The sequence below is a fragment of the Collinsella aerofaciens genome, assembly GCF_015560135.1.
GTDB lineage: Bacteria > Actinomycetota > Coriobacteriia > Coriobacteriales > Coriobacteriaceae > Collinsella > Collinsella aerofaciens_AN.
The window spans coordinates 1-13,486 of record NZ_JADMRH010000021.1; the positions used below are offsets into that span (position 1 = coordinate 1).

Annotated in this window: 12 protein-coding genes; 3 read left to right on the plus strand and 9 right to left on the minus strand. The window is 60.4% G+C overall.

Going from position 1 to position 13,486, the window contains the following annotated elements:
- Positions 1-142 precede the first annotated feature (142 nt).
- Complete coding sequence (locus I2H19_RS08235; RefSeq protein ID WP_117848562.1) at positions 143-790, minus strand: DedA family protein; 648 nt, start codon at positions 788-790, stop codon at positions 143-145.
- Between the two features lie 223 nt (positions 791-1,013).
- Here I2H19_RS08235 and cysE point away from each other — a divergent pair, with 223 nt between their 5' ends.
- The gene (gene cysE / locus I2H19_RS08240) at positions 1,014-1,718 is read left to right on the plus strand and encodes a serine O-acetyltransferase (protein ID WP_055310162.1); all 705 of its coding nucleotides are present in this window, start codon (positions 1,014-1,016) and stop codon (positions 1,716-1,718) included.
- Between the two features lie 108 nt (positions 1,719-1,826).
- Here the strand turns inward: cysE and I2H19_RS08245 are convergent, their stop codons facing one another.
- The 4 genes from I2H19_RS08245 to I2H19_RS08260 form a co-directional block, all read right to left on the minus strand.
- Positions 1,827-3,833, minus strand: coding sequence for an ABC transporter ATP-binding protein (locus I2H19_RS08245; RefSeq protein WP_229089860.1), 2,007 nt, complete (start codon positions 3,831-3,833; stop codon positions 1,827-1,829).
- Position 3,834: 1 nt separating this feature from the next.
- A complete protein-coding gene (locus I2H19_RS08250; protein WP_195622332.1) occupies positions 3,835-5,559 on the minus strand; it encodes an ABC transporter ATP-binding protein in 1,725 nt (574 codons plus the stop codon).
- Entirely contained in the window at positions 5,559-6,059 is a 501-nt protein-coding gene (locus I2H19_RS08255) for a MarR family winged helix-turn-helix transcriptional regulator (protein WP_195622333.1), read from the minus strand. Before I2H19_RS08255 ends, I2H19_RS08250 begins: the two co-directional genes overlap by 1 nt.
- 181 nt (positions 6,060-6,240) lie before the next feature.
- Positions 6,241-6,531 carry a hypothetical protein gene (locus tag I2H19_RS08260; RefSeq protein WP_006235631.1) on the minus strand — a complete coding sequence of 97 codons (291 nt, stop codon included), beginning with the start codon at positions 6,529-6,531 and terminating at the stop codon, positions 6,241-6,243.
- A gap of 294 nt (positions 6,532-6,825) precedes the next feature.
- Here I2H19_RS08260 and I2H19_RS08265 point away from each other — a divergent pair, with 294 nt between their 5' ends.
- Positions 6,826-7,347, plus strand: a complete 522-nt coding sequence (locus I2H19_RS08265; protein ID WP_195622334.1) for a nitroreductase family protein — start codon at positions 6,826-6,828, stop codon at positions 7,345-7,347.
- Between the two features lie 104 nt (positions 7,348-7,451).
- Here the strand turns inward: I2H19_RS08265 and I2H19_RS08270 are convergent, their stop codons facing one another.
- The 3 genes from I2H19_RS08270 to I2H19_RS08280 form a co-directional block, all read right to left on the minus strand.
- Positions 7,452-8,021: a hypothetical protein gene (locus I2H19_RS08270; RefSeq protein ID WP_195622335.1), complete on the minus strand. Its 570-nt coding sequence runs from the start codon at positions 8,019-8,021 to the stop codon at positions 7,452-7,454.
- An 84-nt stretch (positions 8,022-8,105) separates the two neighbouring features.
- Positions 8,106-9,323, minus strand: coding sequence for a helix-turn-helix domain-containing protein (locus I2H19_RS08275; protein ID WP_195622336.1), 1,218 nt, complete (start codon positions 9,321-9,323; stop codon positions 8,106-8,108).
- Between the two features lie 266 nt (positions 9,324-9,589).
- On the minus strand, positions 9,590-10,624 hold the full coding sequence (locus I2H19_RS08280) for a YeiH family protein (RefSeq protein ID WP_195622337.1): 1,035 nt from the start codon (positions 10,622-10,624) through the stop codon (positions 9,590-9,592).
- 172 nt (positions 10,625-10,796) lie between these two features.
- Between I2H19_RS08280 and I2H19_RS08285 the strand changes: the two genes are divergently transcribed.
- On the plus strand, positions 10,797-11,519 hold the full coding sequence (locus tag I2H19_RS08285) for a GntR family transcriptional regulator (RefSeq protein ID WP_229089861.1): 723 nt from the start codon (positions 10,797-10,799) through the stop codon (positions 11,517-11,519).
- A gap of 113 nt (positions 11,520-11,632) precedes the next feature.
- On the opposite strand, the gene glmS is transcribed toward I2H19_RS08285, so the two are convergent.
- Positions 11,633-13,480 (minus strand): glutamine--fructose-6-phosphate transaminase (isomerizing), encoded by a 1,848-nt coding sequence (gene glmS, locus I2H19_RS08290; RefSeq protein WP_195622339.1) that lies wholly within the window; start codon positions 13,478-13,480, stop codon positions 11,633-11,635.
- Between the last annotated feature and the right edge of the window lie 6 nt (positions 13,481-13,486).

Genomic DNA, 13,486 nt, shown 5'->3' on the forward strand with positions numbered 1-13,486 from the left:
GCCGTTTGGCCCCACCCGCATAGCGGGTGGTTTCTGATGCGGCGCGCTGCGCGCCCCGCACAGGCTAAAGCCCGTAACTAAAGAGGCCCGCCACCGTAAGCGGTGACGGGCCTCAACTGCACGGTTTGCGCGCTGGCTCGAGCTACGCGTTCTTTTTGCCCAGCTTAGCCTTAACCAGACCGACCACGGTCGGGATGATCGACACGGCAACGATGCCGACGATCAGCAGCTCAAAGTGCTCCTGCACAAAGGGGATGCCGCCAAAGAAGTAGCCCAGCAGCGTAAAGAGCGTTGACCAGGTAATGCCGCCCAGCACGTTAAAGATAACGAAGTTACGCCAGTGCATGCCGCCCATGCCGGCGATAAAGGGCACAAAGGTGCGGATAAACGGGAAGAAACGGCCCAGGAAAATAGCCAGGTGGCCCCACTTGTCCAAGAAGTCCTCGGACTTTTTAATGCGCTCGGGCGTCATGGCCTTGACCTTGCCCGAAGCGATGATCTTTTTGCCAAAGAAGTGACCGATCATAAAGTTGCACTGATCGCCCAAAATGGCAGCGGCCCATGCGGTGGCCAGAAGCGCCACAATGTTAAAGCCGCCATTGTGGGCAAAGAAACCCGAGGCGAACAGCAGCGAATCACCGGGAAGGAATGGGAAGAACACCACGCCCGTCTCGATAAAGATGATCAGGAACACGCAGCCGTAGGCCATAAGCGGGCCGGCGGCGATCCAGCTGGCGATCGCGGTGCGCGGGTCCTTAAGCAGCTCGGCAATAAAATTGATGAAACCCATGAAGTAAAACCTCTCAGTTGTGGGCGCGGATACGTCCAAGTTGACCAGTATACGGTTGCGGTGCCCCCTCGTGCGCAACCCCACAAAAGCATGACTCCATTACCAGCAAGTTTGCATAACTGACACCTGTCGCGCAATGCCGCCAAGATTGTCCTTCCTAATCCCTAGCGAATCGCTATACTTTATTGAATCGCATTGCCATGGCGCTAAGGGAGGGCGGCCGGTGAGCTTTATCAATACCATTCGCGAGGACATCAAGACCGTCCAAGCGCAGGACCCCGCCGCGCAAAACGGTCTGGTCATCTTCCTTTCCTATCCTGGCCTGCACGCCAAGTGGAACCACGTGCCCGAGCACTGGCTCTGGGAGCACGGTCATCGCTCGCTCGCCCGCGTGCTCTCGCAAATCACCCGCCACATCACCGGCGTCGAGATTCATCCCGCCGCACAGATCGGCAAACACTTCTTTATCGACCATGCCATGGGCGTCGTCATCGGCGAGACCACCGTCGTGGGCGACAACTGTGTACTTTACCAGGGCGTTACGCTCGGCGGCACCGGCAACGAGACCGGCAAACGCCACCCAACGCTCGGCGATAACGTCACCGTGGGCACGGGTGCCAAGGTGCTCGGCAACATTCGCATCGGCAACAACGTCAAGATCGGCGGCAACTCGGTTGTCGTCAAGGACGTGCCCGACAACTGCACCGTCGTGGGCGTGCCGGGACGCATCATCAAGCGCAACGGCTGCCGCGTGTTCGAGGAGAGCTTCGACGCCAAGCAGCATCGCGAGTACATGCCCGATGACGCTGCCGAGCAGAGTGCCCTCAACCGCCAAGGCATCACCGAGAACGCCCGCCGCGTCAAGGAACTCGAGCGAGAGGTGGCCGAGCTCAAAGCCCTCGTCGCCAAGCTCGTGGACGAACGCTAGAGGCGGACGACCACCGACAACATTGACGCCAACGCAAAGGCGCGCCAGAGGATTCACCCCCGGCGCGCCTTATTTGTGATGTGGTAAAGAGACTGTCCCTTTGTCACATTATGCGAACTGGCTCAGATAGAGGTCGGCGTAGGCACCCTCGGCAGCCAGCAGCTCCTTATGCGTGCCCTGCTCGATAATGTTGCCGTGATCCATGACCAAGATCAGGTCGGCATCCACAATCGTCGACAGGCGGTGTGCGATCACAAAGCTCGTGCGCCCGCGCATAAGCGCATCCATGGCACGACCGATGGCAAGCTCGGTACGCGTGTCCACGCTTGAGGTCGCCTCGTCCAGAATGAGAATCGCCGGGTTGTTGAGCAGCACGCGAGCGATGGTCAGCAGCTGACGCTGGCCCTGGCTGATGCTCTCGGCATCGTTGGCCACGCGCGTGTCGTAGCCCTGCGGCATGGTGCGCACAAAGAAGTCGACCTGCGCGGCGCGCGCAGCCGCCACGATCTCGTCGCGCGTCGCCTCGGGGCAGCCGTAGGCGATATTCTCGGCAATCGTGCCGTCGAACAGCCAGGCGTCCTGCAGCACCATGCCAAACTGCTGACGTAGCTCGCCGCGATCCATGCGGCTCGTATCCACGCCGTCGAGCGTAATACGCCCGCCGTCAATCTCGTAGAAGCGCATGAGCAGGTTGATGAGCGTCGTCTTGCCTGCGCCCGTGGTTCCCACCACGGCAATCTTCTGGCCCGGCTCGGCGGTAAACGACACGTCGCGCATGAGCGGCTTGTCGGGCGAATAACCAAAGCGCACGTGCTCAAAAGCGACGCGGCCCTCCACGCGACCCGGCAGCTTGGCGGCCTTGTCCGGCAGCGGATCGGCCTCCATCTCGGGCTCATCGAGCAGGTCGAACACGCGCTCCGCACTCGCCAACGCGCTCTGCAGCGAGTTGAAGGTAAACGACAGCTGCGTCATGGGTTCGGACGCCTCGTAGATAAACTGGAAGAACGCCTGGAACACGCCGACGGTCATGTGACCGGCAACCAGCATGCTGCAGCCCACCAGCGCAATAACGATCTGCGCCAAACGGCCGATAAAGCGCACCGCGGGGCCGACAGCATTGATCATAAAGTCGGCCTTGGTGCTCACACGAGCCAATTCCTTCGAAGCCTCGTGCACCTCAGCGGAGCTCTGACGTTCGCGGTTAAACGCGCGAATCACCAAACGGCCCGAATAGCCTTCCTCGACCGCGCTCGTAATTTTGGACACCCACTCCTGGCGCTCACCGGTCACGTCATGCGTGCGACGCGAGACCACTTTGGTCACCAGCAGCGACAACGCCATAAAGAACAAAAAGACTAGCGTGAGCGGCACGCTAAACACGAACATCATGATGATGGCACCCGTCACGGTACCGATCGATACCAGCAGCTGCAGCAATCCGCGCTGCATACTCTCGGACATCTTGTCCAGGTCGTTGGTCGCGCGGCTGACGACCTCGCCGGGACGATGCGCGTCAAAATAGGCGAGCGGCAGACGGTTGAGCTTTTGCGCGATGCGGTTGCGCAGGCGCAGGTTGAGGCGTTCGGCCACGCTCGACATCAAAAAGCTCTGGAGCGCGTAGAACGAAGCGGCGGCCGTCCAAATCAAAAAGTAGATGAAGATAGTCCTGCCGCAGTTCTCCCAGGTGATGCTGAAGGTGGCGTTGTTGACAAACGCTACCTGAATGTGGCCCCACAGCTCATCGATCACGCGGGCGCTATATGCCGGCGCGGCAGTGTTAAAGATGACATAGAACACAATGCTCGCGAACACGATATAGAAGCGCCAATGGTCGCCGGCAGCCTCACTCCACAGACGGCGCACCGTCGCCCAGGTATCCCGAGGCGTCTCGTCCTCGTCTTCGTCGTCCACGTCGCGCATACGCTCTGCCTCGGCGCGGGCGCGCTCGTCCTCGGCACGTTCGTTTTCCTCGTAGAGCGCTTGGCGGCGAGCCTCGTGCTCGGCTGCAGCCTTGGCGGCGTCATCCAGCTCGGTCGACGCGGCAGCCGTTTCCTCGACCAGTCCCGCGGCAGCGGCGTCATCAACGCCGCCCTGCTTCTTGAGCTCCTCGGTCATGCTACTCACCTCCCTTCATCTGCGATTCCGCGATGGCGCGGTACACCTCGCAGGTTTCCATAAGCCCGCCATGCGTGCCCAGACCCACAACCTCGCCATCCTTGAGCACGACGATCTGGTCGGCGTGCAAGATCGTCGAGATGCGCTGCGCGATGATGAGCACCGCAGCGTCACGCGTCTCGTCTTGCAACGCATGACGCAGGGCGGCATCGGTCTTAAAGTCCAGGGCCGAAAAACTGTCATCGAAGATATATAGATCGGCATGCTTCATGAGCGCACGGGCGATTGCCAAACGCTGGCGCTGGCCGCCCGAAAAGTTCGTACCGCCCTGGGCAACCGGGGTATCGAGCCCCTGCGGTTGGTCGAGTACAAAGGTGCTCTGGGCAACCTCAAGCGCGTGAAGCATGTCGCCCTCGGTCGCGCCTTCGTTACCAAAGCGAAGGTTGCTCGCCACCGTGCCCGAGAACAGCCACGCCTTCTGCGGCACATAGGCAATGCGCCCGCGGATTTCGTCTTGCGTAAGCTCGCGCAGGTCCACACCATTCAGGCGAATGGAGCCCTTGGTGGCATCGTGGAAGCGCAGCAGAAGCTTTGCCACCGTCGATTTGCCCGAGCCTGTCGAGCCAACGATCGCAGTCGTCTGACCGCGACGGCAGGCAAAGCTCAGGTCGCACAGGGTGTCCTCGTCGGCGTCGTCAAAGCGAAACGACATATGATCGAACACGGCGACCACATCGGCCCCGTCCTTTGAGTCGGACGCGGCCGCATCAAGCGTACGCCCGCCATCGACGATGCTCGGCTCAATCTCCAGCACCTGCTGCGCACGGTTCAGGCACGCGGCAGCACGCGGAAGCGTCAGCACCACCATCTGGGCCATCATCACAAAGAACAGGATCAGAATTGCATACTCCAGCACCGCCGAGATACTCGCAATCTGCATGGCGTGGGCGCCTACGCGGTTGCCGCCCATCCACAGCACCGCCACCTCGGCGATGTTCATCAAAAAGAAGCTTGAGCTGTCGAGGCCCACAAACAGGTGGTTGACTTTGATGGCGTTGGCGGCGTATTCGCTAAACACCTCGTCCAGACGCCGTTCCTCGTGGCGCTCCTTGTTAAACGCACGGATGACGCGCACGCCCACGATGTTTTCGCGCAGCACCACGTTCATGCGGTCGATAAAGCTCTGCAAGCGCATAAAGATCGGAGCCGCGTTGGCAACCGTAAAGACCGCCGCCACCAGCACAATCGCAACGACTACGCCCAGAAGCGTGCCCATGGCAGGATCGATAAACCAGGCAAAGATGATGCCCGCCACAGCCAAAAACGGCACGGGCAGCACCAGCTGAATCGTCTGCAAAATCGCCTGCTGAATCACGTTGATGTCGTTGAGCGAGCGGGTGATCATCGATCCGGTGCCAAAGCGCTCAAAATCGCTGGCCGCGAGCTCGAGCGATTTGTCGTACACGGCATTGCGGATATCGCAAGCCACGTTGGCGGCCAGGCGCGCCGAAAGATAGCAGCCCAGCACCGTGCCGCCGCTAGCCATGCTGGTCGCGATAAACATGTATAGGCCGTTGCGTAAAATGTAGTCGACATCGCCCGTGGTAATACCGGTGTTGACCATGTTCGCCAGCATCGTGGGAACCAACAGCGTACCGACGTTATCCACCAGCAGCACCAGCAGCGTCACTGCGACAAGCCCTCGATATGGCTTCATAAACCTCATTAGCAGTCGCACGACTCCCCCTCACCTTGATTCTCGGCTTGGCTCTCGGCAGCGATATGCTGCTTAAAGGCACCGCACTCATCGCCGAGCGCATGGGAAAATTTTCCGATCAAGCGCATAATCTCGCGCTGCTCACACGGCTCAAGCGCGCCAAAGGCTCGCTGCTCGGCCTTGAGTGCCGGCAGCGCATAACGCTCGGCAAATCGCCTGCCCTCTTCGGTCAGGCTCACAACCTTGTTCTTACGACTGCCTTCGGCAAACTCCAACGTTGCGAAACCCCGCGCCGTCAAGGTTTTAATTGCCGAGTTGATGGTCTGCTTGCTGTAGAACCATTCGCTTGTCAGACGGCTTACGGCGATGCTACCGCCCGCCGTGCTGGTGTCGACGAGCATCCAGTAGGCGCAGTCCGAAAGACCGCAGGTGCGCGAGAACTCCGAATAGATATGGTCGAGTCCATTGATCAACCGGTCGAAGTCGACCAGCGCAACCGCACTATTCATCTATCCCACCATTCGATTGTCCGATTTTTGACCAATTATGTGTCTCTAGATTAGTCCGAGTTTTGACTATCGTCAACAGGCTCTCCGCGAATGCGTGCATTTTTATGGCCTATCGGCAGAAAAAGACCGCCGGCGCGGGGGCGGCGCCAGCGGTCACGTGAAAATCGGGTTTTATTGCCTGTTAAGCGGCGACGGCCTCATAGACCGTAGCGCCCGAGAAGCTGTCATGCAGGCTCTTGCCGGCAATCCACGGCAGCTCGACGACCTCGCAGACCGTGTTGACCAGCTCGGAGCAGTCAGTAAAGTGGCCCTTGTCGTTGAGGGCCTCGCAATCCTGAACACGCCAATAGCCATCGGTGTGCGTGATGTAGTACTCGTGATCGTTGATCGACACGAAAGCGCGCGTCTTGGAACGCAGCAGCTTCAGAAATCCTTCGAAATCGGTCTCGACGACATCTCCAGCCTGGAACATGATGGTTACCTCCTGGCCCAGCGCCCACACGGCGCATTGATAAACGTTGGTGCCCCTTTAGTAAAACCTTTATCATCGCTTATGCGTTGGTCATTTAGGCAAATGGTAAAGAACCGCAGGGTAGACGGGATAAAACGTTTGACCAATCGCTGGTTTGTCACATTTTTGCCGCGGTTTTATGCAGGCCGACCTTTTCCATTGATGGCTATAGCTGCTTGGACCCTTCCGTGCGATTACGGCTGCAGCCCGACGGGTATGAACGGAGCATCTGTAACGTCATCACTAGGAGAACCCATGGAGACTATCGAAGCACTCATCCACCGCCGTAGCTGCCGTAACTACAGCGACCGCCCCGTCGAGGCAGAGAAGCTCGCACGCATTATCGAGGCCGGTCAGTATGCACCCAGCGGCATGGGACGCCAGCCCGTCACCTTTGTCGCCGTGACCGACCCCGCGACCGTCGAGCGTCTCTCGCAGCTCAACGCACAAGTCATGGGCGGCAACGGCGACCCCTTCTACGGCGCCAAAACTGTTGTGGTGGTACTGGTCGACCGCAGTGTGCCCACGCACCTAGAAGACGGATCGCTTGCCATGGGCAACCTGCTCAACGCCGCCTATGCGCTGGGCGTCGATTCGTGCTGGATCCACCGCGCGCATGAGGTCTTCGACTCGCCCGAGGGCCTGGAGCTGCTGGCGAAGTGGGGCCTGCCCGCCGACGGAAGCCTGCGCGGCGTCGGCAATTGCATTCTGGGCTATGCCGAGGACGTGCTTCCCGAGGCAAAACCACGCCGTAACAACGTGGTGTACGTAGGGTAACCCAGGAACGTCCCCTTCTGCCGGCCCTATGCAGTTGCGGTGAAATACGGACTGTTTTGGCTCTATATGAGCCCATTTAGTCCGTATTCCACCGCAACTTATCTTTATGTCTGGTTCGATGCGGCTTCGTTCTCCTGAGTCGCTTCGCTATCGTTGCCTTGCTCGCCTTCGTCCTTTTGCGCATCGGCGATGGTGGAGGCCGCCGCAACGATGCCGCGTTGGGGTGCGACACTCGTTTGGACCTGTGCGCCCTCGACAACTTCTGTGCCTGCATGCGCGAGCTCGGGCGATTTAAACACTGCGTCCAAGTTGGCGCCACCGCCGGCATAGCCAAGCGCAGCGAGTGCGATGACGATCACTGCAACGGCGGCCACGATCGGCACGTAGCGATGCCAGCCGGCGGGATTGAGCCCGCTGCGGCGAGCCGCCCCGCGGCTGATGTAGCCGAGCGTTCCGTCGTGCTTGAGCTTTGAGCCCACCACGCGTTTGCGGCCCCACAGCGAGGACTCTGCCTGCATTGCCAAGCGGGCGCTTGCCGAAGGATAGCCGTATTTAGTGCGCTTGAACGAGCCATCAAACCCCGAGGCGTGTTTGCCCCACGTCACCGATGTCGTGCGTCGGTTGACCGGCGCGGCACTCCGCCTTCTGCGGCTCGGTTTTGAAGTCTCAGCCATATGCCCTCGCACGCCGTAACCAAATCGAAACAATAACGCTTTGGACTGTAGCACACGCGTCGCGCGCGGTCACGGGCGCCTCGCTCAACGGTCATCGTCCTTCAGCAAGCGCCACAGCGTTGTACGGCTTATGCCCAGCACCTCCGCCGCACGGGTTCGGTTGCCGTGGAGATGGTCTACAACCAGATGCGCGATATCTCGCTCGGTATCGGCCAGCGGTCGCAGGATATACAGGTCACTTTCGAGCGTCGGGGCGCCAAAGGTTGCGGTCTTAATCACGTCCTCTTGGGCGAGCACTTCCTCCGCCACAGCGCGGTCCACCGTGCCCGCCCCCACCAATATATACAGTCGTTCCGAGACCTCGCGGAGCTGCAGATAATTGCGCGGCCAGCGGTAAGCATCGAGCGTCTTCGTCGCCGCGACAGACAGCGTGGGCGCTGCCGTTCCAAATGCATCAGCGAGATATTCCAAATAGCGCGCAGCCTTCGTCGACGCGGCTCCCTGCTCGGCGATTGCCGGCGCCACGCTCACCGCACAGGCGAAGCGCTCGGACACAAAGGCGGCTTGATCACTTTCGCTGCCGCCCGGCATGTCATTCGCCGTCAGCACCACATGGCAGCGCGTCGCCAACGCGGTGTCGGCCATCGTGGAAACGAGCTCGCGAAGGCGCTGCGGACCAACCGCGTTCCAGCCCTCAATGCAAAGTGTCAGCCCCGTTTGGAACAGCGGCGATTCGGAGCTTTTGAGCACATGGCGCCAACCGCGATCGGTGAGTTCATCGAGCGCGACGGAAACAAAGGGCTGATCGGCAAAAGGACCGTCCAGATAGAGGCGCTTGGCGATCTCGACCTGACCCGCTCCCAGCTCGCCCTCGAGCATAAGGGGCACACCGCGCGCGTAGCTCTCGGCAACCGGTGCAGCCACCGAGGCCGCCCCCTCAACGATGCCGTACGCGCTCGATTCGTAGCGGGCCTCAACCTCGTCGGCGTTGAGCCACTCGATGCCCGCATGCGCCGCGGCACCGCGCACCTCACGCGCCACGACCACCCAAAGGCCCCCGCCCTCTTTGTCGGTGGGGCGAACGGTCAGGCTCAGGCGCGTACCCGCACGCCCCATAACAAGACGCGCGCCGTCTCCTATACGGTCGAGGCGCTCAGCGACAAAAGCCGCCACATCCCGCTCGAGCGCCGCGTCATTCATGGTCGAGATCGCGACGTCCCCACGCGCATCGATTGCCAATGCCGAGGCCCCGGCAGCAGCCAGGGCCTCGGTCAAGATGTTCAGCTTGACATCGCTATCCATTATTTGCCCCTGTCCGCAGCGACGCGCAACCGCCGACGGTCGCACGACCGAGTGTTTCAAAATTGAACGATATTGCTCATCAAACACTATAGGGCAGAAAGCGCCGTCCTGCGAGTATAGGTGTTGCCCCGCATCGCCATCCTGGCGGGGCGATAAGAGCTCTTCGGGACTTATAAACCTGCGGACAAGCCATACCCGCAAGAGCTCCTATCGCTCCACCGTGAGAATGCGCTCACCAGCACGCAGCACGCAAATAAGCTACTTCTCTACCAGATTCCCAGCACGTGCTGCATTCCCAAACTCATGCACGCAATGCCAATCCAGCAGCAAAAGCCCAGCGCGATGGGCTTGCCGCCCTTTTTGACCAGCTCGACGATATCGGTATTAAAGCCAATTGCCGCCATGGCCATCACGATAAAGAACTTAGACAGCTCCTTGATGGGCGCCGTAAAGGACGCGGGAAGCTGAAGCACCGTAGTGATCACACTCGCCAGCACAAAGAACAGCACAAACATGGGAAACGCGCGTTTAAGCGAGAACGTGCTCCTAGCGTCGCCGCCGGCCTTGCGCGCCAGATGCATCTGCCAGCAAGCAAGCGCCAGCGTGATGGGAATGATGGCCAGCGTCCTGGTGAGCTTGACCACCGTGGCGCTCTCGAGCACATTGGCGCCGGGATGCATGCTGTCCCAAGCGCTCGCCGCAGCCGTTACGGACGAGGTGTCGTTGATGGCGGTACCGGCAAACAGGCCGAAGCCCTCGTTGGTCAGCCCGAGCATGCCGCCAAGCGTCGGAAACACGAGCGCCGCGATAACGTTAAACAGGAAGATGACCGAAATAGCCTGGGCAATCTCGCGATCGTCGGCATCGATGACGGGTGCGGTCGCGGCGATGGCAGAACCGCCGCAAATCGACGAACCCACACCCACAAGCGTCGCGATCTTGCCCGGTACGTTCATAACGTGGCAGAGCACAAAGGCGATGACAAGCGAGGTCGAGATTGTCGCCACGATAATCGGCAGCGACTGGGCGCCCTTGGACAGAATCTGGGAGAGGTTCATGCCAAAGCCAAGCAGGATAACCGCGTACTGCAAGACTTTTTTGGACGTATAGGTAACGCCGGCGGCGAGCTGTTCGCGACGATTCTTGGGAAAGACGAGCGCCAAGACCATGCCAAAGAGGATGGCAAACACCGGCCCGCCGACCACCTCAACCTGTTTGCCGAGCAACGTCGCAGGAATGGCGATGATCAGGCAGAACAAGACGCCTTTCCAGCGCTCGCGTACGATATTTGCCAGTTGCATATGGGATTCCTTCTTTCTATTTCACGTTTGCGACGGCTTATGATACGGCAACATTGAGCGCAGCCTTGCGCAAACACAGACTAAGATGCCGCAATAGTTCTCAGGCAACAGCCGAATTACCCACCGCGGAGAGCTGATTCGCGGCATAATTAACAACTGACATATGAGTTTGATGGAACAGTTGCGAGGCGCTATGGAAGAATCGATGCACGTCGGCGAGCAGGAAACGAGCCTACAGGACCAGTCCTATCACACCATTCGACGCAAAATCGTCTACCTGGACTACAAGCCGGGCGAAAAGCTGGGCGTCAAGCAGCTTTGCGACGACCTAGATATGGGTCGCACGCCCGTGCGCGAGGCTTTGGTTCGCTTGGCGCAGGAAGGCCTGGTGCGCACCGTGCCCCAAAGCGGCACCTATGTCTCACCCATCAACCTCACCCTTGCCGAGAGTGCCTGCTACATCCGCGAACATCTGGAAAAGCAGGTGATCGTGGAGTGCTGTGCGCGCGCCACATCGGCCGGCATCGAGCAGCTCGACCGCGCCATCGCGCTGCAGGAAAAGGCCATGGCCGAAGAGGATCGCATCGGCTTCTTTTTGAGCGACAACCTCATGCATCACATGATTTTTAGCATCGCATGTCGCAGCACCGTGTGGTCGTGGCTCGAAGAGACCAATGCCGACCTGGAGCGCTTCCGCTGGTTGCGCGCCGCCACGCAGGTTCTCGACAATCAGGACATCGTGAACGAGCACAAGCAGATTCGCCGCGCTATCGCCGGTCGCGACCCCATCGAAGCGAGCTTTTTGGTCAGCAAGCACCTGCATATGATGTTCCGCAACCAAACCGAGGTTCTGGACCAGTTCCCCGAGTACTTCGAGACCAGCAAGCTCCGCTAACCTGCCAAATAGGGACAGGTTCATTTTGGCAGGTTTTATCCGGGCAAATGCAACAAGGCCCGGCTCCGTCTTGATGCGGAGCCGGGCCTTAGTCGCTAGAACGGCGGAACCAACTACTCTACCGTGACGCTCTTGGCCAGGTTACGGGGCTGGTCAACGTCGCAACCGCGCAGGATGGCCACCTCGCGGGCGAGCAACTGCAGCGGGACGCTCGCCGTGATGGGGCTGAACACGTCGCGGACTGCCGGCACGCGGATGATGCAGTCGGCGATCTTGTTGATCTCCTCGTCGCCCTCGGTGGCAACAACGATGACCTTGGCGCCGCGCGCCTTGCACTCCATGAGGTTCGACACGGTCTTGTCGTAGGTGGCACTCTTGGTGGCCACAGCGATGACAGGGAAACCCGGGTCGATCAGCGCGATGGGGCCGTGCTTCATCTCGCCGGCGGCGTAGGCCTCGGCGTGCAGGTAGCTGACCTCCTTGAGCTTGAGCGCACCCTCGTAGGAAATAGCGGCACCCATGCCACGGCCCACGAACAGCGCCGACTGCGCATCCTTGCACAGCAGGGCGGCCTCATGCACGGCCTCGGTCTGGGTATCCAAAATCCACTGGATCTGCTCGGCCGTATCGGAAAGCTCGCGGAACAGCATGCGCGCCTGCTTGGTGGTCAGGCGGTACTTGACCTGCGCCAGCAGCAGAGCCAAAAGCGTGAGGCTCACAACCTGGCCGATAAAGCTCTTGGTCGAGGCGACCGCGATCTCCTTGTTGGCCTTGGTGTAGATGACGCCGTCGCTCTCACGCGCCACGGGGCTGCCCACCACGTTGGTGATGCCGAAGACCTTGGCACCCTTGATGCGCGCGTCACGAATGGCAGCAAGGGTATCGGCCGTCTCGCCCGACTGGGACACGGCAACGACAAGCGTCGTCGGCGTAATGATGGGATTGCGATAACGGAACTCGCTGGCCGCCTCAACCTCAGTGGGGATGCGAGCCCAGCCCTCAATGAGATTCTTGGCGATCAGGCCGGCGTGATAGCTGGTGCCGCAGGCGATCACGTAGACGCGATCGATGTCGTTGAGCTCCTCGAGCGAAAGGCCCAGCTCGTCGATGTCGAGCTCGCCGGCCGGCGTCATACGACCGACCAGCGTGTCGCGCACGACGCGCGGCTGCTCGTGGATTTCCTTGAGCATAAAGTCAGGGTAGCCACCCTTTTCGGCCATGTCCAGGTCCCAGTCGATGTGGGTGACCTTGGGCTCGATAACGTTGCCGGCCTCGTCGGTGTACTCGACGCCTGCGGGCGTGAGCTTGGCAAACTGACCGTCCTCGAGCACCACGACATCGCGGGTGGCGTCGATGAGCGCGATGACATCGGAAGCAACATAGGAGCCGGTTTCGCCCACGCCGACTACGATCGGGGAATCCTTGCGGGCCACGGCGATCACGCCGGGCTCGTCAGCGCACACGGCGGCCAGACCATAGGCACCGACCACGTGGGTGCACGCCTCGCGCACGGAGGCCATCAGGTCGTGCACCTCGGCATAAGCCTCTTCGATCAGATGCGCGAAGACCTCGGTATCGGTCTCGCTCTTAAAGTGGTGGCCGCGACCCTCCAGCTCTTCGCGCAGCTCGGCGAAGTTCTCGATGATGCCGTTGTGGACGATGGCGATACGACCGTCACAGCTGGTGTGGGGGTGAGCGTTAACGACGGAGGGATTGCCGTGGGTGGCCCAACGGGTGTGGCCGATACCGCAGGTAGCGTCGCTGTCGATGTTGGAAAGCTCGCTCTCCAAGCCCGCGACCTTGCCCACGCGGCGGATGACATCGAGGTGTGCCGCGGCGCCCTCGCCCACCTCGAGCGCGACACCCGAGGAGTCATAGCCGCGATACTCCATACGCTTGAGGCCCGTGACCAGGATGTTCTTTGCAATATCAGAGCCGGTGTAGCCGACGATTCCGCACATAGGATA